This window comes from Streptomyces sp. NPDC096152, from assembly GCF_044763235.1.
GTDB lineage: Bacteria > Actinomycetota > Actinomycetes > Streptomycetales > Streptomycetaceae > Streptomyces.
Map to the genome: position 1 here is coordinate 807,753 of NZ_JBIWFW010000001.1, position 24,230 is coordinate 831,982.

General features: G+C 72.6%; 19 protein-coding genes. 4 read left to right on the forward strand and 15 right to left on the reverse strand.

Annotated elements, in window-relative coordinates; genetic code table 11:
- Nucleotides 1-45: 45 nt before the first annotated feature.
- Nucleotides 46-1,455 carry a type I glutamate--ammonia ligase gene (glnA, locus tag ACIQ9G_RS03545; RefSeq protein WP_356188313.1) on the reverse strand — a complete coding sequence of 470 codons (1,410 nt, stop codon included), beginning with the start codon at nucleotides 1,453-1,455 and terminating at the stop codon, nucleotides 46-48.
- A gap of 207 nt (nucleotides 1,456-1,662) precedes the next feature.
- On the opposite strand from glnA, the gene ACIQ9G_RS03550 reads away from it, so the two are divergent.
- Entirely contained in the window at nucleotides 1,663-2,130 is a 468-nt protein-coding gene (locus ACIQ9G_RS03550; RefSeq protein WP_403605643.1) for an RDD family protein, read from the forward strand.
- A 152-nt stretch (nucleotides 2,131-2,282) separates the two neighbouring features.
- On the opposite strand, the gene ACIQ9G_RS03555 is transcribed toward ACIQ9G_RS03550, so the two are convergent.
- The 4 genes from ACIQ9G_RS03555 to lipB all read right to left on the reverse strand — a co-directional run bounded on the left by ACIQ9G_RS03555 (nucleotide 2,283) and on the right by lipB (nucleotide 5,380).
- On the reverse strand, nucleotides 2,283-2,984 hold the full coding sequence (locus ACIQ9G_RS03555) for a DUF4191 domain-containing protein (protein WP_403605646.1): 702 nt from the start codon (nucleotides 2,982-2,984) through the stop codon (nucleotides 2,283-2,285).
- A 68-nt stretch (nucleotides 2,985-3,052) separates the two neighbouring features.
- Complete coding sequence (locus ACIQ9G_RS03560; protein ID WP_403605649.1) at nucleotides 3,053-3,253, reverse strand: hypothetical protein; 201 nt, start codon at nucleotides 3,251-3,253, stop codon at nucleotides 3,053-3,055.
- 266 nt (nucleotides 3,254-3,519) lie between these two features.
- Nucleotides 3,520-4,485 (reverse strand): lipoyl synthase, encoded by a 966-nt coding sequence (gene lipA, locus ACIQ9G_RS03565; RefSeq protein WP_356193218.1) that lies wholly within the window; start codon nucleotides 4,483-4,485, stop codon nucleotides 3,520-3,522.
- A 94-nt stretch (nucleotides 4,486-4,579) separates the two neighbouring features.
- A complete protein-coding gene (gene lipB, locus ACIQ9G_RS03570) occupies nucleotides 4,580-5,380 on the reverse strand; it encodes a lipoyl(octanoyl) transferase LipB (RefSeq protein WP_403605652.1) in 801 nt (266 codons plus the stop codon).
- 245 nt (nucleotides 5,381-5,625) lie between these two features.
- Here lipB and ACIQ9G_RS03575 point away from each other — a divergent pair, with 245 nt between their 5' ends.
- Entirely contained in the window at nucleotides 5,626-7,104 is a 1,479-nt protein-coding gene (locus ACIQ9G_RS03575) for a regulator (RefSeq protein WP_403605655.1), read from the forward strand.
- A 520-nt stretch (nucleotides 7,105-7,624) separates the two neighbouring features.
- Here ACIQ9G_RS03575 and ACIQ9G_RS03580 read toward each other — a convergent pair.
- Nucleotides 7,625-9,028, reverse strand: coding sequence for an NAD(P)/FAD-dependent oxidoreductase (locus ACIQ9G_RS03580; protein WP_403605658.1), 1,404 nt, complete (start codon nucleotides 9,026-9,028; stop codon nucleotides 7,625-7,627).
- A gap of 192 nt (nucleotides 9,029-9,220) precedes the next feature.
- Nucleotides 9,221-10,117, reverse strand: coding sequence for a TIGR01777 family oxidoreductase (locus tag ACIQ9G_RS03585; RefSeq protein WP_403605661.1), 897 nt, complete (start codon nucleotides 10,115-10,117; stop codon nucleotides 9,221-9,223).
- Nucleotides 10,118-10,188: 71 nt separating this feature from the next.
- Between ACIQ9G_RS03585 and ACIQ9G_RS03590 the strand changes: the two genes are divergently transcribed.
- The gene (locus ACIQ9G_RS03590; RefSeq protein ID WP_403605664.1) at nucleotides 10,189-10,713 is read left to right on the forward strand and encodes a GNAT family N-acetyltransferase; all 525 of its coding nucleotides are present in this window, start codon (nucleotides 10,189-10,191) and stop codon (nucleotides 10,711-10,713) included.
- Here the strand turns inward: ACIQ9G_RS03590 and ACIQ9G_RS03595 are convergent.
- Nucleotides 10,703-11,896, reverse strand: coding sequence for a MarP family serine protease (locus ACIQ9G_RS03595; RefSeq protein ID WP_403605667.1), 1,194 nt, complete (start codon nucleotides 11,894-11,896; stop codon nucleotides 10,703-10,705). The two genes, ACIQ9G_RS03590 and ACIQ9G_RS03595, sit on opposite strands and share 11 nt — an antisense overlap.
- Before the next feature lie 305 nt (nucleotides 11,897-12,201).
- Between ACIQ9G_RS03595 and ACIQ9G_RS03600 the strand changes: the two genes are divergently transcribed.
- Nucleotides 12,202-13,008 (forward strand): peptidoglycan recognition protein, encoded by an 807-nt coding sequence (locus ACIQ9G_RS03600; RefSeq protein ID WP_403605670.1) that lies wholly within the window; start codon nucleotides 12,202-12,204, stop codon nucleotides 13,006-13,008.
- 428 nt (nucleotides 13,009-13,436) lie between these two features.
- On the opposite strand, the gene ACIQ9G_RS03605 is transcribed toward ACIQ9G_RS03600, so the two are convergent.
- The 7 genes from ACIQ9G_RS03605 to ACIQ9G_RS03635 form a co-directional block, all read right to left on the reverse strand.
- Nucleotides 13,437-13,964 carry a DUF4240 domain-containing protein gene (locus tag ACIQ9G_RS03605; RefSeq protein ID WP_403606760.1) on the reverse strand — a complete coding sequence of 176 codons (528 nt, stop codon included), beginning with the start codon at nucleotides 13,962-13,964 and terminating at the stop codon, nucleotides 13,437-13,439.
- Between the two features lie 57 nt (nucleotides 13,965-14,021).
- The gene (locus ACIQ9G_RS03610) at nucleotides 14,022-14,996 is read right to left on the reverse strand and encodes a helix-turn-helix transcriptional regulator (RefSeq protein ID WP_403605673.1); all 975 of its coding nucleotides are present in this window, start codon (nucleotides 14,994-14,996) and stop codon (nucleotides 14,022-14,024) included.
- A 107-nt stretch (nucleotides 14,997-15,103) separates the two neighbouring features.
- Nucleotides 15,104-17,806: a pyruvate dehydrogenase (acetyl-transferring), homodimeric type gene (gene aceE / locus ACIQ9G_RS03615; protein WP_403605676.1), complete on the reverse strand. Its 2,703-nt coding sequence runs from the start codon at nucleotides 17,804-17,806 to the stop codon at nucleotides 15,104-15,106.
- Between the two features lie 258 nt (nucleotides 17,807-18,064).
- The gene (locus ACIQ9G_RS03620) at nucleotides 18,065-18,688 is read right to left on the reverse strand and encodes a GntR family transcriptional regulator (protein ID WP_403605679.1); all 624 of its coding nucleotides are present in this window, start codon (nucleotides 18,686-18,688) and stop codon (nucleotides 18,065-18,067) included.
- A 204-nt stretch (nucleotides 18,689-18,892) separates the two neighbouring features.
- Nucleotides 18,893-20,719 carry a 2-oxoglutarate dehydrogenase, E2 component, dihydrolipoamide succinyltransferase gene (gene sucB / locus ACIQ9G_RS03625; protein WP_403605682.1) on the reverse strand — a complete coding sequence of 609 codons (1,827 nt, stop codon included), beginning with the start codon at nucleotides 20,717-20,719 and terminating at the stop codon, nucleotides 18,893-18,895.
- Nucleotides 20,720-20,823: 104 nt separating this feature from the next.
- Complete coding sequence (gene lpdA / locus ACIQ9G_RS03630; protein ID WP_403605684.1) at nucleotides 20,824-22,212, reverse strand: dihydrolipoyl dehydrogenase; 1,389 nt, start codon at nucleotides 22,210-22,212, stop codon at nucleotides 20,824-20,826.
- 282 nt (nucleotides 22,213-22,494) lie between these two features.
- Nucleotides 22,495-24,015, reverse strand: a complete 1,521-nt coding sequence (locus ACIQ9G_RS03635; RefSeq protein ID WP_403605687.1) for a leucyl aminopeptidase — start codon at nucleotides 24,013-24,015, stop codon at nucleotides 22,495-22,497.
- Nucleotides 24,016-24,230: the final 215 nt, after the last annotated feature.

The window sequence follows — 24,230 nt, forward strand, 5'->3', positions numbered from 1 at the left end:
CAGACGGCCCAGGGGAGCGGTTACCCGCTCTGACCTGGGGCGATATCACACGTCGAAGTAGAGCTCGAACTCGTGCGGGTGCGGACGCAGCTGCAGCGGGGCGATCTCGTTCGTGCGCTTGTAGTCGATCCACGTCTCGATCAGGTCGGGCGTGAAGACGTCGCCCTGGAGGAGGAACTCGTGGTCGGCCTCGAGGCGGTCGAGGACGGCGCCGAGGGAGGTCGGGACCTGCGCCACGTTCGCGTGCTCCTCGGGAGCCAGCTCGTAGAGGTCCTTGTCGATCGGCTCGGCCGGCTCGATCTTGTTCTTGATGCCGTCCAGACCCGCCAGCAGCAGGGCCGAGAAGGCCAGGTACGGGTTGCCGGAGGAGTCCGGGGCGCGGAACTCGACGCGCTTGGCCTTCGGGTTCGAGCCGGTGATCGGGATACGCATCGCGGCGGAGCGGTTGCGCTGCGAGTACACCAGGTTGATCGGGGCCTCGAAGCCCGGGACCAGGCGGTGGTAGGAGTTCACCGTCGGGTTGGTGAAGGCCAGGAGCGACGGGGCGTGCTTGAGGATGCCGCCGATGTAGTAGCGGGCGGTGTCCGACAGGCCCGCGTAGCCGGCCTCGTCGTAGAACAGCGGGTCGCCGTTGGTCCACAGCGACTGGTGGACGTGCATGCCCGAGCCGTTGTCACCGAAGATCGGCTTCGGCATGAAGGTCGCGGTCTTGCCGTTGCGCCAGGCCACGTTCTTCACGATGTACTTGAAGAGCATGAGGTCGTCGGCGGCGGCGAGCAGCGTGTTGAACTTGTAGTTGATCTCCGCCTGGCCGGCGGTGCCCACCTCGTGGTGCTGACGCTCGACCTTCAGGCCGGCGCGGTCCAGCTCCAGGGAGATCTCGGCGCGCAGGTCGGCGAAGTGGTCGACCGGGGCCACCGGGAAGTAACCGCCCTTGTAGCGGACCTTGTAGCCGCGGTTGTTCTCCAGGGCGCCGGTGTTCCAGGCGCCGGCCTCGGAGTCGATGTGGTAGAAGGACTCGTTCGCGCTGGTCTCGAAGCGGACGGAGTCGAAGACGTAGAACTCGGCCTCGGGGCCGAAGTAGGCGGTGTCGGCGATCCCGGTGGACGCGAGGTACGCCTCGGCCTTCTTCGCCACGTTGCGCGGGTCACGGGAGTACTGCTCGCCCGTGATCGGGTCGTGGATGAAGAAGTTGATGTTGAGCGTCTTGTCCCGGCGGAACGGGTCGACACGGGCCGTCGACAGGTCGGCGCGCAGGGCCATGTCGGACTCGTGGATCGCCTGGAAACCACGGATCGACGATCCGTCGAAGGCGAGTTCCTCGTCCGGGTCGAACGCCTCAACGGGCACCGTGAAGTGCTGCATGACGCCCGGCAGGTCGCAGAACCGGACGTCGACGAACTTGACGTCCTCGTCCGCGATGAACTTCTTGGCCTCGTCGGCGTTCTGGAACATCCAGCTCCTCCTACTCCCGACCGTCCCGCCGGGGTGGTAGATCGTTCGTGCGGCCAGTGCGGTGGCACACGCTGCACTCGACCCTAGGGACGGGTGATTTCTCGGGCGTGACTCATTTGTTTCGCAGAAGTTAACCGGCTCGGGTGCGGTCACGGTGTGGTCACCCCGCCGTGTCTCGTACGTACAGGGTCGCAGTACCGTGGACGGGTGGACAACAGGCAAGCAATCGGGTCGTGGCTCTCCGGGCCGCGCGCGGCCGCGGAGGACGCCGGAGCCGACTTCGGTTACCGGGGCGAACAGCTGGGTCTGCCGGAGCGGGGATCGGGTTCGATCGCACGCCCGGGGCGGCGGCTGGGCGCCGTCGCCGTCGACTGGGGCCTGTGCCTGTTGATCGCATACGGTCTCATCACCCACGGCTATGACCAGGGCACCGGCAACTGGGCGCTGCTGATCTTCTTCGTGCTCGGCGCGCTCACCGTCGGCACGATCGGCTCCACCCCCGGCAAGCGCCTGTTCGGGCTGCGCGTGGTCGCCCTGGACACCGGCCGGGTGAACCCGCCGCGCGCCCTGCTGCGCACGGCCCTGCTGTGCCTGGCGATCCCGGCCCTGGTCTGGGACCGCGACGGCCGCGGCCTGCACGACCGGCTGGCCCGCACGGTCGAGGTTCGGATCTAGAGGGTCCCCCTGGAGGGGCCCCTGTGTACGACGTGCCCGCATACGACGTGCCCGCATACGACGTGGGGGGCAACCGGAGCGCTCTGGTTGCCCCCCACGTCGTATGCGGTGAGGTCCGTCGTACGTGGTGACGTCCGACGGGGGTGGTGACGTCAGCGTGCCTTCGGGCCGCCCCTGGGCATCCGCATCCCCTTGGGCATCGGGCCCTTCGGCAGCGGCATGTTGCTCATCAGGTCGCCCAGGGCGCGCAGCCGGTCGTTGGTGGCGGTGACCTGCGGGCCGGTCAGCACGCGCGGGAACTTCAGCATGGTGGTGCGCAGCTTCTTCAGCTCGACCTGGCCCTCGCCGGTGCCGACGATCACATCGTGCACCGGGACGTCCGCCACGATGCGGGCCATCTTCTTCTTCTCGGCGGCGAGCAGGCCCTTCACCCGGTTCGGGTTGCCCTCGGCGACCAGCACGATGCCGGCCTTGCCGACCGCGCGGTGCACCACGTCCTGGTTGCGGTTCATCGCCACCGCCGGGGTGGTGGTCCAGCCCCGCCCGACGTTCTCCAGCACCGCCGCGGCGGCGCCCGGCTGGCCCTCCATCTGCCCGAAGGCGGCACGCTCGGCCCGGCGTCCGAAGACGATCGCCGTCGCCAGGAAGGCGAGCAGGACCCCGAGGATGCCGAGGTAGACGGGGTGCCCGATCAGGAAACCGATCGCGAGGAAGACACCGAAGGTGATGATGCCGACAGCCGCGAGTACAAGACCGATCTTCTTGTCGGCCTTACGGGTCATCTTGTAGGTCAGAGCGATCTGCTTCAGTCGCCCGGCATTGGCAGCCTCGGCTGCGTTGTCCTTCCTCGCCATGGCACGAAGTCTACGTGGCCCCGGGAGCGCCCGACGACGGCAGTGCCCCGGGAAGGGCGCGGGACGGGTCAGGAGCGGCCGGAGCCGGCCTGCTCGAGGAAGCGCTGGGTCTCGACGCGGTCCTTGGCGCGGCGGCGGTCCTCCAGGACGGAGGTCCAGGCGTTGCGGCGGGCGGTGCGCTGGCCGCTGCTCATGAGCAGGGACTCGACGGCGCGCAGCGCGTCGGTGAAGGACGGGATCGCGGTGGCGCGAACGGGCGCGGCCTGCATGGTGGAGGTCCCCCCTTGTAAGGGCTCGCGGTGTACGGGGTGTGAGTCCAGCGTCACTGTTTGGTGTTACCAGGACGTGACCGACCGGTCAAACACCGATGAAACCCCGATGGTGCGAGCCAAAAGACTGACGCGGCCCCGACGGACGCCCTCATCTGCGGCGACGGTCGGGACCGCGTCATATCGGCCACTACTGAGCGGTAGGCTCTTGTGCGCGAATTCACACGCTACCCGTTCCCTTACGGGGCAGGGCGGGTGACGGACGGTCAGACGGCCTGGGTGGCGGCGAAGCTGCCCCGCTTCTCGACGGCCATCTGGTACAGGCGCCCGGCACGGTACGACGAACGCACCAGCGGGCCCGACATCACGCCGGAGAAACCGATCTGCTCGGCCTCCTCCTTCAGCTCGACGAACTCCTGCGGCTTCACCCAGCGCTCCACCGGGTGGTGGCGGACGCTCGGCCGCAGGTACTGCGTGATGGTGACCAGCTCGCAGCCCGCGTCGTGCAGCTGCCTGAGCGCCTCGCCGACCTCCTCGCGGGTCTCGCCCATGCCGAGGATCAGGTTGGACTTGGTGACCAGGCCGAAGTCGCGGGCCTCGGTGATGACCTTCAGCGAGCGCTCGTAGCGGAAGCCGGGGCGGATCCGCTTGAAGATCCGGGGCACGGTCTCGACGTTGTGCGCGAAGACCTCGGGGCGGGCGGAGAAGACCTCCGCGAGCTGCTCCGGGACCGCGTTGAAGTCGGGGGCGAGCAGCTCCACCTTGGTCCGGCCGGCCTCGCGGTCCGCCGTCTGCCGGTGGATCTGCCGCACGGTCTCCGCGTACAGCCAGGCGCCGCCGTCCTCCAGGTCGTCGCGGGCGACGCCGGTGATGGTGGCGTAGTTGAGGTCCATGGTGACCACGGACTCGCCCACCCGGCGGGGCTCGTCGCGGTCGAGGGCCTCGGGCCTGCCCGTGTCGATCTGGCAGAAGTCGCAGCGCCGGGTGCACTGGTCGCCGCCGATGAGGAAGGTCGCCTCGCGGTCCTCCCAGCACTCGTAGATGTTCGGGCAGCCGGCTTCCTGGCAGACCGTGTGCAGGCCCTCGCTCTTCACGAGGTTCTGCATCTTCGTGTACTCGGGACCCATTTTCGCCCGGGTCTTGATCCACTCGGGCTTGCGCTCGATGGGGGTCTGGCTGTTGCGGACCTCCAGGCGCAGCATCTTGCGTCCGTCGGGTGCGACTGCGGACACGACCAGCTCCCTAGCGTTTGATTCTTCGGCGCCCTCTAGGGTACGCCCGTGGATTTGAATGCCTGTGTGGGTGTCGGCCCCTCCACGGACCCCCTCACGCCACGGGCGTCTTCTCGATCTCCCGGGGCTTCGGCTCCGCGTTCTCCAGTACGTCGCGCAGGTGCCGCTCGACGACCGGGAGCACCTCCTCGACCGGCATGTCACGGCCCAGCTCGTTGGCCAGGGAGGTGACGCCGGCGTCCCGGATCCCGCAGGGGATGATGCGGTCGAACCAGACGTTGTCCGGGTTCACGTTCAGCGAGAAGCCGTGCATCGTGACGCCCTTGGCCACGCGGATGCCGATCGCGGCGATCTTGCGGTCCTCGCGCCGCTGGCCGGCGTTGGAGGGGGCGTACTCAGGACCGTCGAGCCGAGGGTCGAACTCGTCGTCGGTCAGGCGGGGGTCGAAGTCCAGGGACAGCCCGCCGAGCGAGGGCCGCCGCTCCACCGGGTCGCCGAGCACCCACACCCCGCTGCGGCCCTCGACCCGGGTGGTCGCGAGGCCGAACTCCGCGCAGGTGCGGATGAGCGCCTCCTCCAGGCGCCGCACGTGCGCCACCACGTCCACCGGGCGGGGCAGCTTCTGGATGGGGTAGCCGACCAGCTGGCCCGGTCCGTGCCAGGTGATCTTGCCGCCGCGGTCCACGTCGATCACGGGCGTGCCGTCCAGCGGCCGCTCGCTGTCCTCCGTGCGCCGGCCCGCCGTGTAGACCGGCGGGTGCTCCAGGAGGAGCACGGTGTCGGGGATCTCGTCCGCGAACCGGGCGGCGTGCACCCGGCGCTGTTCGTCCCAGGCCACCTGGTAGTCCACGGCCTCGGCACCGAATCCCATGCGGACGAACCGCAACTCACTCACGGCAAGCGCCTCCCTGGAAGGTCGTAAGGCACGAAACGCGCCCACGCAACTGTACGTCCGGCCGCCGCGCGTCAGCCTCGGGGTCAATCCTCACACGATCGGATGAATGCCGGTCGAAGTGTGCGATCACGTGCTCACGCTCCGCTACATTCGCGCCGTTCACGAGGCCATAAGGGCTGCTCACAGGCAATCCGGGCACCGCAGCGGCCGTTGCGTGGCCCGAAAGGCAGGAGACCGCACCGCAGATGACGGAACGACCCGCGCAGCGCACTCCCAACCGCCAGCTCGCCGCGCTCATCGCAGAAGCGGGATTCTCCAACGCAGGTCTGGCCCGTCGTGTGGACCAGCTCGGCCTCGAACACGGACTGGACCTGAGATACGACAAGACGTCGGTCACCCGCTGGCTGCGCGGGCAGCAGCCCCGCGGCACCACGCCGGCCCTCATCGCCGAGGTCTTCACCCGGCGCCTCGGCCGCCGCCTGACCGCGCAGGACCTCGGCCTGGACGCCTGCGCCCCGGTGTACGCGGGGCTGGAGTTCGCCGCCACCCCGGAGGAGGCCGTCGACATCGTCAGCGGGCTGTGGCGCAAGGACTCCGGCAGCCACGCCGAGCTCCGCAAGATCGCCTTCACCCCCGCCGGGCTGGTCGTGCCCAGCCGGGACTGGCTGATCGGGCGGGCCGACGAGCGGGTCGGGCGCGGGGAGGTGCCCGGCGCCCGGGTCCCCGCGCAGAGCCGCCCGGTGGGCAGGCCGCCGGCCGGGGGCGAGCGGCCGGCGCCGTTCATGCCCCGGCAGCGCGGCCAGGCCGACCGCGGCCCCGGCCAGCGGGTCACCGCCGGGGACATCTCGGCGCTGCGCTCGGTCGGCGAGCTGTTCCGCAGCCTGGACGACATGTACGGCGGCGGCCACGCCCGCCAGGCACTGGTGCGCTACCTGGAGCACGAGTGCGAGCCGATGCTGCGCGGCACCTACGGGGAGCAGACCGGGCGCCGGCTGTTCGGCGCGGCCGCCGACCTGACCCGGCTGGCCGGCTGGACCTCGTACGACATCGGCGCGCACGGGCTCGCCCAGCGCTACTTCGTGCAGGCTCTACGGCTGTCCCAGACCGCCGGGGACCGGCCCTACGGCGCCTACGTGCTGGTCACCATGAGCCGGCAGGCCGTGTACCTCGGGCACGGGCGGGAGGCCGTCCAGCTGGCCCGCGTCGCCCAGCAGGGGCTCGGCAGCTCCGCCGCGCCGGGCGTGCAGGCGCTGCTGCACGCCGCGGAGGCGCGCGGGCACGGCGTGCTCGGCGAGGTGCGCGCCTGCACCACCTCCCTGGTGCGGGCCGAGCGGGCCCTGGAGACCGCCCGGCCCGGTGACGAGGTGCCGTACTGGGCGCGCTTCTTCGACGAGGCACAGCTCGCCGACGAGTTCGGCCACTGCCACCGGGACCTGCAGCAGTACCGCGCCGCCGCCCAGCACGCGGAGCGCGCGCTCCAGTTGCGCGCCCCGGCGCACGCCCGCAGCCGCCTGTTCTGCCGCGTCGTCCTCGCCACCGCCCGCCTCGCCCTCGGCGACCTCGACCAGGCCTGCCAGCTCGGCGCCGAGGCGGCCGGCCAGGCGGCCGAGATGCGCTCGGTCCGCGCAATCGAGTACGTCCGCGACTTCGAGCGCCGCCTGGAGCCCTACCGGGACGCGCCCCCGGTACGCACCTACCGGGACAGGGTGGCCGCCTTGGGCTGACCGGCGACAGGCACACCACTCGCGTGCGGCACGGGGCCCGGTGCGTTCCGGGCGGGTGGCGGTGTGCGGGGTGCCTCCTCGTGTGGGCTGAGAGGGTGCCGGGGCGCGGGGCGCGAGGTGGCTGGTGTGGGCGATCGCCGTGCCGCGGCGCCTGGGTGCGAGGTGCCCGGGTGGGAGGTGCCCGGGCGGGAGGTGCGGGGTGCCTGGCGTCTGCTGGCCGGGTGTCGCGGGGTGCCAGGGTGCCTCGTGTGGGCTGGTCGGGTGCCCGAGTGCGGGGTGCCCGGTGTGGACTGTTCGGGTGCTCGGGCGCTTGGTGCGCGGAGTACCGGGCGGGCGCCGCGTCCCGAGGGGCGGAAATGACCGGGCCCCGGTGGCGGGCGCGGCATTGGGGCGCGTGGGCGCATGCGGGAGGGCGCGAGTGGGGGCGCTGGGCGACCCCGCGCCCTGGGTGCGGCCCCGGTGGGTGAGGGGGCGGCCGCCATGTGGTCCGGGGTGTCCGCGGCCGCCGCCCCAGGGGTGTTCAGGCCGCCTCGGCCCTCGGGGGTGTCGAGGCCGGTTCCGCCCGGTGCAGCGAGCGGCCGGCTCCCAGGTCGGCCAGGATCGCCGCCGCGGCCCGGTGCGCCGAGTGCAGGGCGCCCTGGACCGTGCTGGTGTCCCGATGGTCGCCGCACACGTACAGGCCCGCCAGCAGCCGCACCGGGCGCCGCAGGTCGTGCGGGGGGCGCATGGCGGGCACGGCCTCGGCGGTGTGGTGCACGGCGAGGGTCTCCCAGCGCGCCGTCGAGGTGCCGTAGAGGCGGGACAGGTGGATGCGCACGGCGGTGTCGACCCCGGCCGGGGGAGTGCCCAGGACCGTGGAGGACACCAGGGCCCGCCCGGCCGGCGCGCGGGCCGGGTCGACCCGGCTGACCACCGACGTGTGGGAGACCGGCCCGCCGCGGTCCGCGTCGAGCAGCAGGTACCCGCCCGTCTCCGGAGGCTCGTCCGTCGTGTGGTGCACCACCGTCACCGGGTGGAAGTCCGGCACCCGCAGCCCGGGCAGCAGCTCGGCGGCGGCGCGCGCGTCCGTCGCGAGCAGCACGGCGCGGCAGCGGACCACGCCGTGCTCGGCGGTGGTGACCGCCGTGGTGGAGACCGAGGTGGCGCGGACGCCGGTGTGCACGGTCCCGGGCGGCAGCGTCCGGGCGAGCAGCTCCGGCAGCACCTCCGCGCCGCCCTCCGGCAGACACAGCCGGCCGCTCGCGAAGGCGCGCAGCGCCAGGTCCGCGCACCGGCTCGACGTGGTGAGGTCCGGGTCGCACAGCAGGGCGGCCAGCAGCGGCCGCAGGAAGCCGTCGACGGTACGGGCGGGCAGCCCGCGTGCCGCCAGCGCCTGCCCGGCGGGCATCTCCGGCCGGGCCAGCAGACGCTGCACCGGGGTGCCCGCGATCCGGGCGAGCGCCGGGCCGAGCCGGGCCTGGTCCACCGCGGTGCCCAGCGGGGCGCCCGTCCGGGTCCGGACGGCGGCGACGGGCCGGAAGGGGCCGACGGCCCGGAGCCGGGGCGGAGCCGGCGGCCGGGGGGCGCTCGCGAGGGCGCGCACCGCATGAAGTGCGCTCCTCGCGCTCCCCCCGCCCGCCGGTGCGCCCGCCCGGTGATGCCGTCCGCCGCTGTGCAGCAGCACCCCGGGCGCGAAGGGGCGCAGCACGAGCGCGTCGAGCCCGGGACTGAGGTCCAGTTCGGGATACGACGTGGACAGCAACTGCCCGATCCGGTCGAGCCGGAAGCCGTCGACCTTCTCCGTCGACATGCGGCCGCCCACGTAAGGGGCGGCCTCCAGGACTGCGGTCGTTACTCCTGCGCTGGTCAGCCGATGCGCCGCCGAGAGGCCGGCGACCCCGGCTCCCACCACGACGACATCCGCCTGGTACGCGGGCTCAAGCACGTGCCCCTCCTCGAGGTTGCGCGACCGGTGGAGCAGTGATGCCCCCAACCGGCTTGAGGAATACCCGAGTTCAGGTCGACATTAGGGCCGTGATCGGTCAGGGTCAGTCGCGCATGGACAGGGCACGGTCGCACGGCGGTCGCATACGTCCGTATCGGCTCGCAGAGGGGAAGGCGGCAGGAAACGCAGGCGTCACAGGGCCGCCCGGACGGCCTCCTCGATCTCCGGGAACGCGAAGGTGAACCCGGACTCCAACAGCCGCCTGGGCACCACCCGTTGACTGCTCAGCACGTCCCCGGCCATCTCCCCGAGGGCCACCCGCAGCGCGGACGCGGGCACCGGGAAGAGCGTCGGCCGGTGCAGCACCCGGCCCATCGCGGCGGTGATCTCACGGTTCGTCAGCGGCTTCGGCGCGGTCAGGTTGACCGGCCCGGACAGGCTCTCCGTGTCGATGAGGTGCCGCAGCGCCGCCACCTCGTCGTGCAGCGCGATGAACGACCAGTACTGCCGGCCGTCGCCGATCCGCCCGCCCAGCCCGGCCTTGAACAGCGGGAACAGCCGCCCCCACGCCCCGCCCTCACCGGACACCACCAGCCCGGTGCGCGGGAACACCGTCCGCACCCCCGCCTCCTGCGCGGGCGCCGCGGCCTCCTCCCACTCCACGCAGACCGAGGGCAGGAAGCCGTCCCCGGGCGGCGCGTCCTCGTCGACGGTCCGGTCGCCGGTGTCGCCGTAGATGCCGATCGCGCTGCCGCTGACGAAGACCCGCGGGGGCGTGTCGAGGGAGGCGACGGCCTCGGCGAGCGCCGCCGTGCCGAGCACCCGGCTGTCGCGGATCTCCTTCTTGTACGCGTCCGTCCAGCGGTGGTCGCCCACCCCCGCGCCCGCCAGGTTGACCACGGCGTCGCAGCCGGCCAGCCCGGCCGCGTCCACGTACTGCCCGCCGGGGTCCCAGCACACCTCGTCCGCGCTCTTGGCCGCTCGGCGCACCAGGCGCACCACCTCGTGCTCGTCGGCGGTCAGGGACCGCACCAGAGCCCTGCCGATCAGCCCGGACGCCCCGGCCACCGCGATTCGCTGACGTTCCATGGGCTCATCGTGCCCCCTGCGCCCGGAAAATCTCCCGTAGGCCGTACCGCCCCCGCCGTAGGGTGATCCTCATGCCGGTTCCGTACCCCTCCATACGACAGGCCAGGTTCGACGACGAGGAGACCCTCGGCCGGCTCGACCGTGCCGCCTGGTCCCCGTTGCACTCCGTGCAGGGCCGCCCCCGCGAGCCTCATCCGCCGTTCTTCGGCGACCGGTGCGGACCCCGGGACCACCTCGTCGCCGAGCTCGGCGGCACCCTCGTCGGCTACATCCGGCTGGGCTTCCCGACCCCCCTCGCCAGCAACGCGCACGTCCGCCAGATCCAGGGGCTCGCCGTCGCCGAAGAGGCGCGCGGCGCCGGGGTCGGCCGGGCCCTGCTGCGGGCGGCGCAGCAGGAGGCGCGCCGGCAGGGCGCCCGGCGGATCACCCTGCGGGTCCTCGGGCACAACACCCCCGCCCGCGCGCTCTACGCCTCCGAGGGGTTCGTGGTGGAGGGCGTCCTGCCGCAGGAGTTCCTGCTCGACGGCGAGTACGTCGACGACGTGCTGATGGGGCGCGCCCTGGAGCTGCCGGGCCCGGACGGGCTCACGACGTGACCAGCGCGCCGGTGTCCACCGGGGCCGTCGCGTCCGCCGCTCGCCGGGCGTCCGAGGCGACCTCGGCGGCCGTCAGCACGTACCCCCTCTCGCCGTCGGAGGTCGAGCGGGCGAAGACCACGCCGTAGACCCGGCCTCCGGGGGTCAGCAGCGGGCCGCCGGAGTTGCCGGGGCGGACGGTGGAGCGGATCGAGTAGATATCGCGGGTGACCGTGGCGTCGCTGTAGATGTTCTGGCCGGTCGCCCGGATCCGGCCGGCGACGGTCGCCGCCTGGAGGTTCAGGTCGCCGCCCTGCGGATAGCCCGCGACCACCGCCGTGTCGCCGTGCCCGGCGGTCCCGTCGAAGCGCAGCACGGGGGCGTGCAGCCGGGGGACGTAGAGCACGGCCACGTCCCGGTTCGGGTCGAAGAGCACCACCCGCGACTCGTACCACCGTCCGACGCCGCCGACCCGGACGGACGGGGCGTCGATGCCCGCGACCACGTGCGCGTTGGTCATCACGTGCTGCGGCGCGTACACGAAGCCGCTGCCCTCGCGGCCCTGGTTGCCCGAGGAACCCTCGATCTTGACGGTGCTGAGCCGGGCGGCGTTGGTGGCGCTCGCCGTCACGCTGTCGCCGGAGGGCTTGGCGACGCCCGCCGCCGGCTCGTTCTCGAACGGGTTGAAGACCTGCGGGAAGCCCGCCTCGGTGAGCGCGGAGGTGGCGCGCGAGAACCAGGCGGGCGTGGTGTCGGGCATCGCATCCTGCACGGCGCCCAGCACGGTCGAGTCGCGGATCGCCGTGGTCACCACCGGGGAGGAGGAGGCGCCCAGGACGCTGGCGGCCACCCAGGCCACGATCAGCACGGCCACCGAGTTGGCCGCGGCCCCGCCGATCCCGTCGGCCACTCGGAGCGGCCCCCGGCCGGCCCGGTCGAGCTCGCGCCGCAGGCGTACCGCCAGCCGCCCCCCCAGCTCGTGCCCGGCCGCCGCCGGGACCAGCACCGTGAGCACGGCGGTCACCGTGGCCGCCGCCGAACCACGGGTGACGAGCTGCATCACCCACGGCAGGAGCCACACGCCGACGACCGCGCCGCCCACGAACCCGGCCAGCGAGACGCATCCGGCCACCAGCCCGCGCCGGTAGCCGGAGGCCGCGTAGACGAGGATGACCAGCAACAGCAGGAGGTCGAGCAGGTCCACTCACGCCGCCTTTCTCTCGGACCCCTCAGTACGTGGGGGACGGGCCCTGCGATCAGCCACGCGTACGCGGGAACGGGAACCGGCCACGTGTACGTGTACCCCCGGAAACGTCTCGGACCGGGACGATGGTTCCACCGGGTGGCACAACACACATCGCGGACGGACCGGATCGGGCCGACAGTGAGATCATGCGCTTTTTCGGCAAAGAAGTCCGGAAAGTACGTAAAAGGCGGAGAGTCCCCAAAGGTCTGAAAGATCGATGGCTTCGCACGGGCCGGTGGTTCCGGACGGCCCTGTGGGACCCGGTGCGCCCGCGACGACCGCGCCGCGCGACCGTCGTGCTGCTGTGCTGCCTGCCCGGCCTCGCCGCCACCGGCGCCCTGGTGCTGTGCGCCTCCGGGGTGGACCGTGCGGTGACGGCGTCCGCGGAGGCGCTGGCGGCCGGTGCCGACCAGCCCGCCCGGTCGGCCGACGCCCACTCGGCCGCTTCCACGCACGCGGCGCCCCGGCCGCGCATCGTGCCCCGGTCGGTCTGGCTGGACGACACCGCCCGGCACAACCAGCCGCCGCCGCGCTACGACGACAGGGTGGTCGCCGTCTTCGTCCACCACACCGACTCGCCCAACGGTTACGCCTGCGCCGACAGCCCGCGCATCATCCGCTACCTCTACGCGGGCCAGATCGGCGCCCGGCGCTGGGACGACATCGGCTACAACTTCCTCGTCGACCGGTGCGGCACGATCTTCGAGGGCCGGGCGGGCGGGGTCGACCGGGCCGTCACCGGCGCCCACACCCAGGGCTTCAACCACCGCACCGCGGGCATCGCGGCCATCGGCACCTTCACCGCCGGGGCCGAGGTCCCGCGGGCCATGACCGACGCTATCGCCGCGCTGGCCGCCTGGAAGCTGGGCCTGGCCGGCATCGACCCGCGCAGCAGCGTGCGGCTGGTGTCCAGCAACGGCCACAGCCGGTACCGGGCCGGTACCGCCGCCGTGCTCCCCGCCCTCGCCGGGCACAAGGACGGCTACATGACCAACTGCCCGGGCGCGGCGCTGAACGATCGCCTCCCGGCGATCCGGCAGGCCGCGGCCCGGCTCCAGGGCAGGCCCTGAGAAACCCACGTCCTCGGGAACCCACGTCCTCGGGAACCCGCGTCCTCGGGAACCCGCGTCCTCGGGAACCCGCGTCCTCGGGAACCCGCGTCCTCGGGAACCCACGTCCTCGGGAACCCACGTCCTCCGGGGCCGGACGCGACCCGCCGAGAGCCCTTGCCCTGCGCTCCTCGGGACCGGCTTCCGCCGCGCCCCCGCACCGGGACCTGCGCCCCGGTCACGCCTCAGGACCGCCTCGGGACCGGCGCTCCCGGCTTGGGACTGCGTCCCCGGCTCGGCCTGCGCGCCCGGCTTGGGACCGGCGCTCCGGATCCACCTGCGTCCCCGGCTCGGGGCCTGCGCACCCCGCTGTCGGGACCGGCGCTCCCGCTCGGGACCTGCGGCCCCGGTCGCGTCTCGGAATCGCCTCGCGAGGTCCGGGGCGGGACCTAAGCCCCCGGCTCGCGGAAGCGGTCCCACAGCTTCGGGTACCGCTCGGCGAGCACCCGGTCGTTCTCGAAGTCGAGCGGCGTGCCCTCCGGCTCCGCCGGGGCGGGCGGGATGCCGAGGTCGGGGGCGACGGTCCCGGTGAGCTGTTCGTAGGCCTCGTCCGCCGCGTAGCCGAGGTCCTCGCCGTCGCCGTCGATCTCCTCGTCGAAGTCCGCGAGCAGGTCGGCGAGCGCGTCCGCATCGTGCAGGGCTCCCTCGAACACCTCCCGGCCCTGGCCGATCAGCCAGCACCGGAAGAAGTCGAACGCGTCGTCGCTCGCCCCGTCCAGCAGCACCCAGGCGGCGCCCCACAGGTCCCAGTGGTAGGCGCGGTTGTAGCGGGACTCGAAGTGACGGGCGAAGTCCAGGACCTGCTCCGGGTCCTGTTCGAGTAGTCGTTCGACGAGCAGATCGGCCTGGTCCTCGGGGTCGCCCTCGGCGGCCTCGCGGGTGTCGTCGATCAGCTCCCAGAACTCCGTCTCGTCCATCACGGGTTCAAGCATCGGGCAGCCGGGCAGGGGGCGCACGCGGAGTGCGGCGGATTGTTATGGGCGGTACAGCGCGGCGATCCGGGCCGCGTCGCGCGCGAAGCGCTCCCGCAGCTCCGGCGGGGCCACCACCTCCACCTCCGGCCCGAGCGCCGTGAGCTGGGTGTGGGCGACCTCCTCGGACTCCACCGGCAGGGTCACCGTCACCCGCCCGTCCTCGTCGGGGTCGCCGGCGGAGGCCAGCGCCTCCCCGGCGGCGAGCGCGTCGACGGCGTAGGGCAGTCTCCGTACGCCCTCCGCGGACAGCCGCACCACGACCTCCGCGCGCAGGATCGACCGCGCGAACTGCCCCGCCCGCTCCTCCCAGAAGGCGGGCAGATCGAACTCCCCGTCCCGCTCGAACCGCTCCTCGCCGGGCTCCACGGCGGTGAACCGGTCGATCCGGTACACCCGGAAGGCGCCGTGCCCGGCGACCCGGGCGCACAGGTACCAGACGCCCGCCTTGAGCACGAGCCCGTACGGCTCCAGCTCCCGGGCGACCTCCTCCCGCCCGCGCCGGTAGCGCGCGGCGATCCGCCGGTCGTCCCACACCGCGTCCGCCACCGCGGGCAGCAGCGCGGGCGTCCGCGGCTCCCGGAACCAGTTGGGCGCGTCCAAGTGGAAGCGCTGGGCCGCGGTCCGTGAGGCGTCCCGCAGGGAGGGCAGCAGCGCCGCGGACACCTTCAGCCGGGCGGCCGAGGCGGCGTCCTCCAGCCCCATCTCGCGCAGCGCGCCCGGCACCCCGCTCAGGAAGAGCGCCTCGGCCTCGCCACGGGCCAGCCCGGTCAGCCGCGTACGGTAGCCGCCGACCAGCCGGTACCCGCCGGCCCGCCCCCGGTCCGCGTAGACCGGCACCCCCGCCTCCGACAGCGCCTGCGCGTCCCGTGTGACGGTCCGCTCCGACACCTCCAGTTCGCGGGCGAGCTCGGCGGCGGTCATGGAGCGCCGGGACTGCAGCAGCAGCACCATCTTGATCAGTCGGGCGGCACGCATGGCTTCATGATGGCCGGGCGCGGGCGGACGACGAAGGAGTACGGCGCCCGCCGTACCCCTTCGTTCGACGCGGCCGGCCCGTTCGACGGGACCGGCCGGAGGCCTTCCTACAGGCCGTACTTCTCCCGGGCCTCCTTGACCGCCGAGGTCTTCACCTCGCCGCGCCGGGCGAGCTGGGCCAGGGCCGCCACGACGATCGACTCGGCGTCGACGCCGAAGTGGCGGCGGGCGGCCTCACGGGTGTCCGACAGGCCGAAGCCGTCGGCGCCCAGCGAGGACCAGTCCTGCTCGACCCACTGCGCGATCTGGTCCGGGACCTGGCGCATGTAGTCGGAGACCGCGAGGACCGGGCCCTCGGCGCCCTGGAGCGCCTGCCGGACGAACGGCACCCGCTCCTCGCCCCGCAGCAGCGCGGCGTCCGCGTCCAGGGCGTCCCGGCGCAGCTCGCTCCAGGACGTCGCGGACCACACGTCGGCGGCCACGCCCCACTCCTCGGCGAGCAGCCTCTGGGCCCTGAGCGCCCAGTGGATCGCCGTACCGGAGCCCAGCAGCTGGATCCGCGGGGCGTTCGCCGGGACGGTCAGGCCCGCCGACTCGGCGGTGTTGAAGCGGTACAGGCCCTTGACGATGCCCTCGTCGATGCCGAGACCGGCCGGCTTCGCGGGCTGCGGCAGCGGCTCGTTGTAGACGGTGAGGTAGTAGAAGACGTTCTGGTCCTCGCCCGGCGCGGCCTCGCCGTACATGCGGCGCAGGCCGTCCCTGACGATGGCCGCGACCTCGTACGCGAAGGCCGGGTCGTAGGTCAGCGCCGCCGGGTTGGTCGCGGCGATGACGGGGGAGTGGCCGTCGGCGTGCTGGAGGCCCTCACCGGTCAGCGTGGTGCGGCCGGCCGTGGCGCCGACCAGGAAGCCGCGGCCGAGCTGGTCGCCGAGCTGCCACATCTGGTCGGCGGTGCGCTGCCAGCCGAACATCGAGTAGAAGATGTAGAACGGGATCATCGTCTCGCCGTGCGTCGCGTACGCGGTGGACGCGGCGATGAAGTCGGCCATCGAACCGGCCTCGGTGATCCCCTCGTTGAGGATCTGGCCGTTCTTGGCCTCCTTGTAGTACATCAGCTGGTCGCGGTCGACCGGCTCGTACGTCTGGCCCTTGGGCGAGTAGATGCCGAGCGAGGGGAACAGCGACTCCATGCCGAAGGTGCGCGCCTCGTCGGGGACGATCGGCACCCAGCGCTTCCCGGTCTCCTTGTCCCGGACCAGGTCCTTGACCAGGCGTACGAACGCCATCGTGGTGGCGACGTTCTGCGCGCCGGAGCCCTTGTCGAAGGCCGCGAACGCCTTCTCGGCGGGCGCGGGGAGCGGGGCGACGGGGTGCACCCGGCGGGCCGGGGCCGGGCCGCCGAGGGCCGCGCGGCGCTCCTGGAGGTAGCGGACCTCGGGGGAGTCGGCGCCGGGGTGGCCGTACGGCACCTGGCCGTCGGTGAAGGCGCTGTCGGAGATGGGCAGTTCGAGCAGGTCGCGCATCGCCTTGAACTCGTCCACCGTCAGCTTCTTCATCTGGTGGTTGGCGTTCTTCGACGCGAAGCCCTCGCCGAGGGTGTGGCCCTTGACCGTCTGGGCCAGGATCACGGTCGGCGCGCCCTTGTGCTCCACGGCGGCCTTGTACGCGGCGTAGACCTTGCGGGCCTCGTGACCACCGCGGGAGAGGTGGAAGCACTCGAGGATCTTGTCGTCGCTCAGCAGCTTCGCCATCTCGGCGAGCGCCGGGTCCTTGCCGAAGAAGTCCTCGCGGATGTAGGCCGCGCCACGGGTCTGGTACGTCTGGACCTGGGCGTCCGGCACCTCGCGCAGGCGGCGGACCAGCGCGCCCGTGGTGTCGAGGGCGAACAGCTCGTCCCAGGCCGTGCCCCACAGCGTCTTCACGACGTTCCAGCCGGCGCCGCGGAACTGGGCCTCCAGCTCCTGCACGATCTTGAAGTTGGCGCGGACCGGGCCGTCGAGGCGCTGCAGGTTGCAGTTGATGACGAAGGTGAGGTTGTCCAGCTCCTCACGGGCGGCGAGCGCGAGGGCCGCCGTCGACTCCGGCTCGTCCATCTCGCCGTCGCCGAGGAACGCCCACACGTGCGACGTGGAGACGTCCTTGATGCCGCGGCTGGTGAGGTACCGGTTGAAGCGCGCCTGGTAGATGGCCGAGAGCGGGCCCAGGCCCATGGAGACGGTGGGGAACTCCCACAGCCAGGGCAGGCGGCGCGGGTGCGGGTACGAGGGCAGGCCGCTGCCGCCGGCCTCCTGGCGGAAGTTGTCCAGGTGCGTCTCGTCCAGGCGGCCGTCGAGGAAGGCGCGGGCGTAGATGCCGGGGGAGGCGTGGCCCTGGATGTAGAGCTGGTCGCCGGAGCCGTCCCGCTCCTTGCCCTGGAAGAAGTGGTTGAAGCCGGTCTCGTACAGCCAGGCCGCGGAGGCGAAGGTGGCGATGTGGCCGCCCACGCCGTGCTTGCTGCCGCGGGTCACCATCGCGGCCGCGTTCCAGCGGTTCCAGGCGGTGATCCTCCGCTCCATCTCCTCGTCACCGGGCACGGACGGCTCGGCGGCGGTGGGGATGGTGTTGACGTAGTCCGTCTCGAGGAGCTTCGGCAGCGCGATGCCGGCGCCCTCGGCGCGCTCCAGCGTGCGGCGCATCAGGTACGCGGCACGGTGCGGCCCGGCCGCCTTGGCGACCGCGTCCAGGGAGGCCTGCCATTCGGCGGTCTCCTCCGGGTCACGGTCCGGGAGCTGGTCGAGCGCGCTCGGCTGGATGGCTTTGGGGTCGGTCATGTCGCCGCCTTCCTCAGTCGAAGGGGGTTCCCTCATCGGTAAGGGTTCGGGGGTGCCCTTGGTCTTTGGCAGGACAGGGCGAGGCCTCCGGTGGGAGTCCGACGGTGACTCTAACTCCCTGATCGATGATCGATCAAAGGGTTCAGGTCGAAAACCTCTTGATCACGAGAAAGTAGGCACGCGGTGCCTTGGCGGTGGGCACCGCGTGCCGCGTTTTTGTACTGTTTCCGCAGGTGAGCGCGAGGATGCTCGGCTGCGTCAGGCCCGCGGCGCGCAGCCCAGCACGTGCGCCTTGACCAGCTCGGCGATCCGCGGGTCCCGCCGCTTGAACGCCTCCACCAGCTCCTGGTGCTCCTCGGCGTACGACTGCTGGACCGTGCCCAGCCAGCGGATGGACAGCGCCGTGAACACCTCGATGCCGAGGCCCTCCCAGGTGTGCAGCAGCACCGAGTTGCCGGCCGCGCGAACCAGCTCCCGGTGGAAGCCCACGGTGTGCCGCACCTGGGCCGTGCCGTCCGCCCGGCGGTCCGCGTCGTACAGGGCGGCGACGTGCGACTCCAGGGCCGAGCAGTCCTCGGCCAGCCGGTCGGCCGCCAGTTCCGCCGCGATGGCCTCCAGGCCGGCCCGGACCGGGTAGCTCTCCTCCAGGTCGGCCGCGCTCAGATTGCGCACCCGCACGCCCTTGTTCGGCGCCGACTCGATCAGCCGCAGCGACTCCAGCTCGCGCAGCGCCTCACGCACCGGCGTCTGGCTGACCTCCAGCTCGGTCGCGATCCGCCGCTCGACGATCCGCTCGCCCGGCTTCCAGCGCCCGCTGACGATCCCCTCCACGATGTGCTCGCGGATCTGCTCGCGCAGCGAGTGGACGACGGGCGCGGTCATGAGGGCTCCTTAAGGAGGGGCCCAGGGCCCCCGGGGGCGTTGACGCTTAGACAATACGGCCGCGAGACCGCGCGGGGAGGGCGCGCGGGGGCGCTTTCCCGCAGGTGAGACGAGGCTTACACGCCGCCGGGGCCGACAAAGGCGGCGCCCCCGCCCGGAAACTCCGGACGGGGGCGCCGCAGGCCTCGGTCACCTGTCGGTGGCTCAGAGCCCGAGCTCGACCTCGAACTCGCCGGCCTCGAGGATCGCCTTGACCGCCGTCAGGTAACGGGCCGCGTCGGCGCCGTCCACCAGGCGGTGGTCGTAGGAGAGGGTCAGGTAGGTCATGTCGCGGACGCCGATGACCGTGCCCTCCTCGGTCTCGATGACGGCCGGGCGCTTGACGGTGGCGCCGATGCCGAGGATCGCGACCTGACCCGGCGGCACGATGATCGTGTCGAACAGCGCGCCGCGCGAGCCGGTGTTGCTGATGGTGAAGGTCGCACCGGACAGCTCGTCCGGCGTGATCTTGCTGGCCCGGACCTTGCCCGCCAGGTCGGCGGTGGCCTTGGCGATACCGGCGAGGTTCAGGTCGCCGGCGTTCTTGATGACCGGGGTCATCAGGCCCTTCTCGGAGTCCACCGCGATACCGACGTTCTCGGTGTCGAAGTAGGTGATGGTCCCCTCGGCCTCGTTGATCCGGGCGTTGATGGCCGGGTGGGCCTTCAGTGCCTGGGCGGCGGCCTTGACGAAGAACGGCATCGGGGAGAGCTTGACGCCCTCGCGGGCGGCGAAGGAGTCCTTCGCGCGGCCGCGCAGCTTCATCAGGCGGGTGACGTCGACCTCGACCACCGAGGACAGCTGGGCCTGCTCGTGCAGGGCCTTGACCATGTTGTCGCCGATGACCTTGCGGATCCGCGGCATCTTCACGGTCTGGCCGCGCAGCGGGGAGGCCTCCAGGACCGGGGCCTTCTTCGCGGCGGCGGCCGGAGCGGCGACCGGGGCGGCCGCGGCGGCCTTCGCGGCCTCGGCGGCGGCGATGACGTCCTGCTTGCGGATGCGGCCGCCGACACCGGTGCCCTTGACGGTGGACAGGTCGACGCCGTTCTCGGCGGCGAGCTTGCGCACCAGCGGGGTCACGTACGCGCCCTCGTCGGTCGCCTGGGCGGCGGCCGGAGCGGCAGCCGGGGCCGGGGTGACCGGGGCGGGCGCGGCCGGAGCCGGGGCCGGAGCCGCGGGCTGGGCCGGGGCGGGGGCGGCGGGGGCCGGCGCGGGAGCCGGGGCCTGGGCGGCGGCCGGAGCAGCCGGAGCGGCCGGGGCAGCCGGAGCGGCCGGGGCCTCGGCGGCGGGAGCCGGAGCCGGGGCGGCGGGAGCCGGGGCCGGGGCGGCGGGCGCCTCGGCGGCCGCGGGAGCGGCACCCGGGGCGCCGATGACGGCGAGCTTGGCGCCGACCTCGGCGGTCTCGTCCTCGCCGACCGTGATCTCCAGCAGCACACCGGAGGTGGGCGCCGGGATCTCGGTGTCGACCTTGTCCGTGGAGACCTCGAGCAGCGGCTCGTCGGCCTCGACGGAGTCGCCGACCGACTTCAGCCAGCGGGTGACGGTGCCCTCGGTGACGGACTCGCCGAGCGCGGGCAGGACCACGTCCGTGCCCTCGGCGGAGCCGGCACCGGCGGCGGCCTCGGCGGTCGGGGCCGGAGCGGGGGCGGCCTGCTCGGTGGAGGGGGCGGCCGGAGCGGCGGCCGGGGCCGGCTCGGGCTCGGCCGCCGGGGCCTCGGCGGCGGCGGGGGCCGGAGCGGCCGCGGGGGCGCCGGAGCCGTCGTCGATCAGCGCCAGCTCGGCGCCGACCTCGACCGTCTCGTCCTCGGCGACCTTGATCGAGGCCAGCACGCCGGAGGCGGGGGCCGGGATCTCGGTGTCGACCTTGTCGGTCGACACCTCGAGCAGCGGCTCGTCGGCCTCTACGCGCTCGCCCTCGGCCTTCAGCCAGCGGGTGACAGTGCCCTCGGTGACGCTCTCACCGAGCGCCGGAAGGGTTACGGAAACCGCCATGGTTTCGGTTGCTCCTTACGGATGGGTTCCCCGCCCGGTTCCCGAGGAGTCGGAAACCGGGGGGAAGCGGAAGTCTGTGTCGTCGCGCCCGGTGACTGAGGGCGTCAGTCGTGGGAGTGAAGCGGCTTGCCGGCCAGGGCCAGGTGGGCCTCGCCGAGCGCCTCGTTCTGCGTCGGGTGGGCGTGGATGAGCTGGGCGACCTCGGCCGGCAGCGCCTCCCAGTTGTAGATCAGCTGGGCCTCGCCGACCTGCTCGCCCATGCGGTCACCGACCATGTGGACGCCGACCACGGCACCGTCCTTGACCTGGACGAGCTTGATCTCGCCCGCGGTCTTGAGGATCTTGCTCTTGCCGTTGCCCGCCAGGTTGTACTTCAGAGCGACGACCTTGTCCGCGCCGTAGATCTCCTTGGCCTTGGCCTCGGTGATGCCGACGGAGGCGACCTCCGGGTGGCAGTACGTCACCCGCGGGACACCGTCGTAGTCGATCGGGACGGTCTTCAGACCGGCCAGACGCTCCGCCACCAGGATGCCCTCGGCGAAGCCGACGTGCGCGAGCTGGAGGGTCGGAACCAGGTCGCCGACGGCGGAGATGGTCGGAACGTTGGTGCGCATGTACTCGTCGACGAGGACGTAGCCGCGGTCCATGGCGACCCCGGCCTCCTCGTAGCCCAGGCCCTGCGAGACCGGGCCGCGGCCGACGGCGACGAGGAGGACCTCGGCCTCGAACTCCTTGCCGTCGGCGAGGGTGACCTTGACACCGTCCTGGGTGTACTCGGCCTTCTGGAAGAAGGTGCCCAGGTTGAACTTGATGCCGCGCTTGCGGAAGGCGCGCTCGAGAAGCTTGGAGGAGTTCTCGTCCTCGACCGGGACGAGGTGCTTCAGACCCTCGATGACCGTCACGTCCGCGCCGAAGGACTTCCACGCGGAGGCGAACTCGACACCGATGACACCGCCGCCGAGGATGATCGCGGACTTGGGCACGCGGTCCAGGACGAGGGCGTGGTCGGAGGAGATGACGCGGTTGCCGTCGATCTCCAGGCCCGGCAGCGACTTCGGCACGGAGCCGGTCGCCAGGAGGACGTGACGGCCCTGGACGCGGCGGCCGTTGACGTCGACGGAGGTCGGGGAGGACAGCCGGCCCTCGCCCTCGATGTAGGTCACCTTGCGGGAGGCGACCAGGCCCTGCAGGCCCTTGTACAGGCCGGCGATGACGTCGTCCTTGTACTTGTGGACGCCCGCGATGTCGATGCCCTCGAACGAGGCCTTGACACCGAACTGCTCGGCCTCGCGCGCCTGGTCGGCGATCTCGCCGGCGTGCAGCAGGGCCTTGGTGGGAATGCAGCCGTTGTGCAGGCAGGTGCCGCCGAGCTTGCTCTTCTCGATCAGGGCGACGTCCAGGCCCAGCTGCGCCCCGCGCAGGGCCGCGGCGTAACCACCGCTACCACCGCCGAGGATCACTAGGTCGAAAACGGTGCTGGCGTCGTTCGCCACGTCACGTCCTCCATGCATGTGCGCCACGCCGGTCAGCACTGACCGGTCGGCGGCTGGTGTCCGGCCGCTCTTCTTCGGCCCTGTGGTGGGGGCCCTGTCCTGCCGTGCCCCATCTTCGCACTTGTCGGGAGTGAACGAGACGCCGGGCCGGAGTGTGATGCGTCCCACCCTCCCGGCGGGCGGCGGCCGGTCCGGCCCGCAGGGGCGCGGGAACTGCGTGATCAGCTCCCGCGTCCCCGGCGGCCGCCCCACGACGGGCCGGACGGAACCGTACGGCGAACCTCAGCCGAGGTCACCCGCGGCGGTCAGCTCCGCCAGCCGCACCAGCGTCCGCACGCCGCTGCCCGTGCCGCCCTTCGGCGTGTACCCGAAGGGGCCCTGCTCGTTGAAGGCCGGGCCCGCGATGTCGAGGTGGGCCCAGGTGATGCCCTCGCCGATGAACTCGCGCAGGAACAGGCCGGCGACCAGGCCGCCGCCCATGCGCTCGCCCATGTTGGCGATGTCGGCGGTGGGGGAGTCCATGCCCTTGCGCAGGTGCTCCGGCAGCGGCATCGGCCAGGCCTCCTCGCCGACCTCCTCGGCCGCCTCGTGGATCGCGGAGCGGAACGCCTCGTCGTTCGCCATGATCCCGAAGGTGCGGTTGCCGAGCGCCAGCACCATCGCGCCGGTCAGCGTCGCCACGTCGACGATCGCGTCCGGCTTCTCCTGGGAGGCGGCCCACAGCGCGTCCGCGAGGACGAGCCGGCCCTCGGCGTCGGTGTTGAGCACCTCCACCGTCTTCCCGCTGTACATGCGCAGCACGTCACCCGGGCGGGTGGCGGTGCCGGAGGGCATGTTCTCGGCCAGCGCCAGCCAGCCGGTGACGTTGACCTCCAGGCCGAGACGGGCGGCCGCGACGACGGCGGCGAACACGGCGGCCGCACCGCTCATGTCGCACTTCATCGTCTCGTTGTGACCGGCCGGCTTCAGCGAGATGCCGCCCGAGTCGTAGGTGATGCCCTTGCCGACGAGGGCCAGGTGCTTCTTCGCCTTGGAGTGGGTGTACGACAGCTTCACCAGCCGCGGTCCAGCCGCCGAGCCCGCGCCGACCCCGAGGATGCCGCCGTAGCCGCCCTTGGCGAGCGCCTTCTCGTCGAGCACCTGGACCTTCAGGCCGTGGTCCTTGGCCGCGCCCTGGGCGATCGCGGCGAACGACGCCGGGTTGAGGTCGTTGGGCGGGGTGTTGACGAGGTCGCGGGCCCGGTTCAGCTCCTCGGCGACGGCCGCGGCGCGCTCGACGGCCGCCTTGTACGCCTTGTCGCGGGGCCTGCCGCCGAGCAGGACGGCCTCGGCCAGCGGCGCCTTGCCGTTCCTGGCGTCCTTGCCGTTCTCCTTGTACGTGTCGAAGGAGTACGCGCCGAGCAGCGCGCCCTCTGCGATCACGCCGGCGTCGGCGGCGTCCGCGAGCGGCAGGGCGAAGGCGGCCTTCTTCGTGCCGGACAGGGCGCGGGCGGCCGCGCCGGCGGCCCGGCGCAGCGCCTCGGCGCCGTACTCGGCGTCCTTCTCCGGCTGGGCGCCGAGGCCGACCGCAACCACGAGCGGGGCCTTGAACCCGGACGGCGCGGGAACCTTCGTCACCTCGCCCTCGGCACCGGAGGCACCGAGGGTCTCCAGGACGCCGGCGAGCCCGCCGTCGTACGCCGTGTCCACGGCCTCGGCGCCCGGTGCGACGACCGGGCCCTTGGTGCCCTTGGCGACACCGATCACGATCGCGTCGGCCCGCAGGCCAGGCGCCGCGGCGGTGCTGAGAGTGAGAGCAGTCACGGTGGTGAAATCTCGCTTCCCTGTAAAGGTGGTGTGGCCGAATGCGGGTGGGTCGACCGGGCCCGACAACCGACCCTAGATCCCTCCTGCTGTGCGGTCTTTACCTGGTCGGGTAAACAACCGGCACGAGCCTACGCGCGGTACGCGTTCGATCGTTCCTGCGGGTGTTCACCCGCTGGTGGCGCGGGGGACACCTTCCGGTCCGCACCTGTGCG

Coding starts and splice junctions, on each gene's coding strand:
- ACIQ9G_RS03590 (WP_403605664.1), top strand. CDS start 10,189: ATGCCGGTTCCGTACCCCTCCATACGACAGGCCAGGTTCGACGACGAG.
- ACIQ9G_RS03610 (WP_403605673.1), bottom strand. CDS start 14,996: ATGCGTGCCGCCCGACTGATCAAGATGGTGCTGCTGCTGCAGTCCCGG.
- sucB (WP_403605682.1), bottom strand. CDS start 20,719: ATGGCGGTTTCCGTAACCCTTCCGGCGCTCGGTGAGAGCGTCACCGAG.
- ACIQ9G_RS03575 (WP_403605655.1), top strand. CDS start 5,626: ATGACGGAACGACCCGCGCAGCGCACTCCCAACCGCCAGCTCGCCGCG.
- ACIQ9G_RS03560 (WP_403605649.1), bottom strand. CDS start 3,253: ATGCAGGCCGCGCCCGTTCGCGCCACCGCGATCCCGTCCTTCACCGAC.
- glnA (WP_356188313.1), bottom strand. CDS start 1,455: ATGTTCCAGAACGCCGACGAGGCCAAGAAGTTCATCGCGGACGAGGAC.
- ACIQ9G_RS03585 (WP_403605661.1), bottom strand. CDS start 10,117: ATGGAACGTCAGCGAATCGCGGTGGCCGGGGCGTCCGGGCTGATCGGC.
- ACIQ9G_RS03620 (WP_403605679.1), bottom strand. CDS start 18,688: ATGACCGCGCCCGTCGTCCACTCGCTGCGCGAGCAGATCCGCGAGCAC.
- ACIQ9G_RS03555 (WP_403605646.1), bottom strand. CDS start 2,984: ATGGCGAGGAAGGACAACGCAGCCGAGGCTGCCAATGCCGGGCGACTG.
- aceE (WP_403605676.1), bottom strand. CDS start 17,806: ATGACCGACCCCAAAGCCATCCAGCCGAGCGCGCTCGACCAGCTCCCG.
- ACIQ9G_RS03605 (WP_403606760.1), bottom strand. CDS start 13,964: ATGGACGAGACGGAGTTCTGGGAGCTGATCGACGACACCCGCGAGGCC.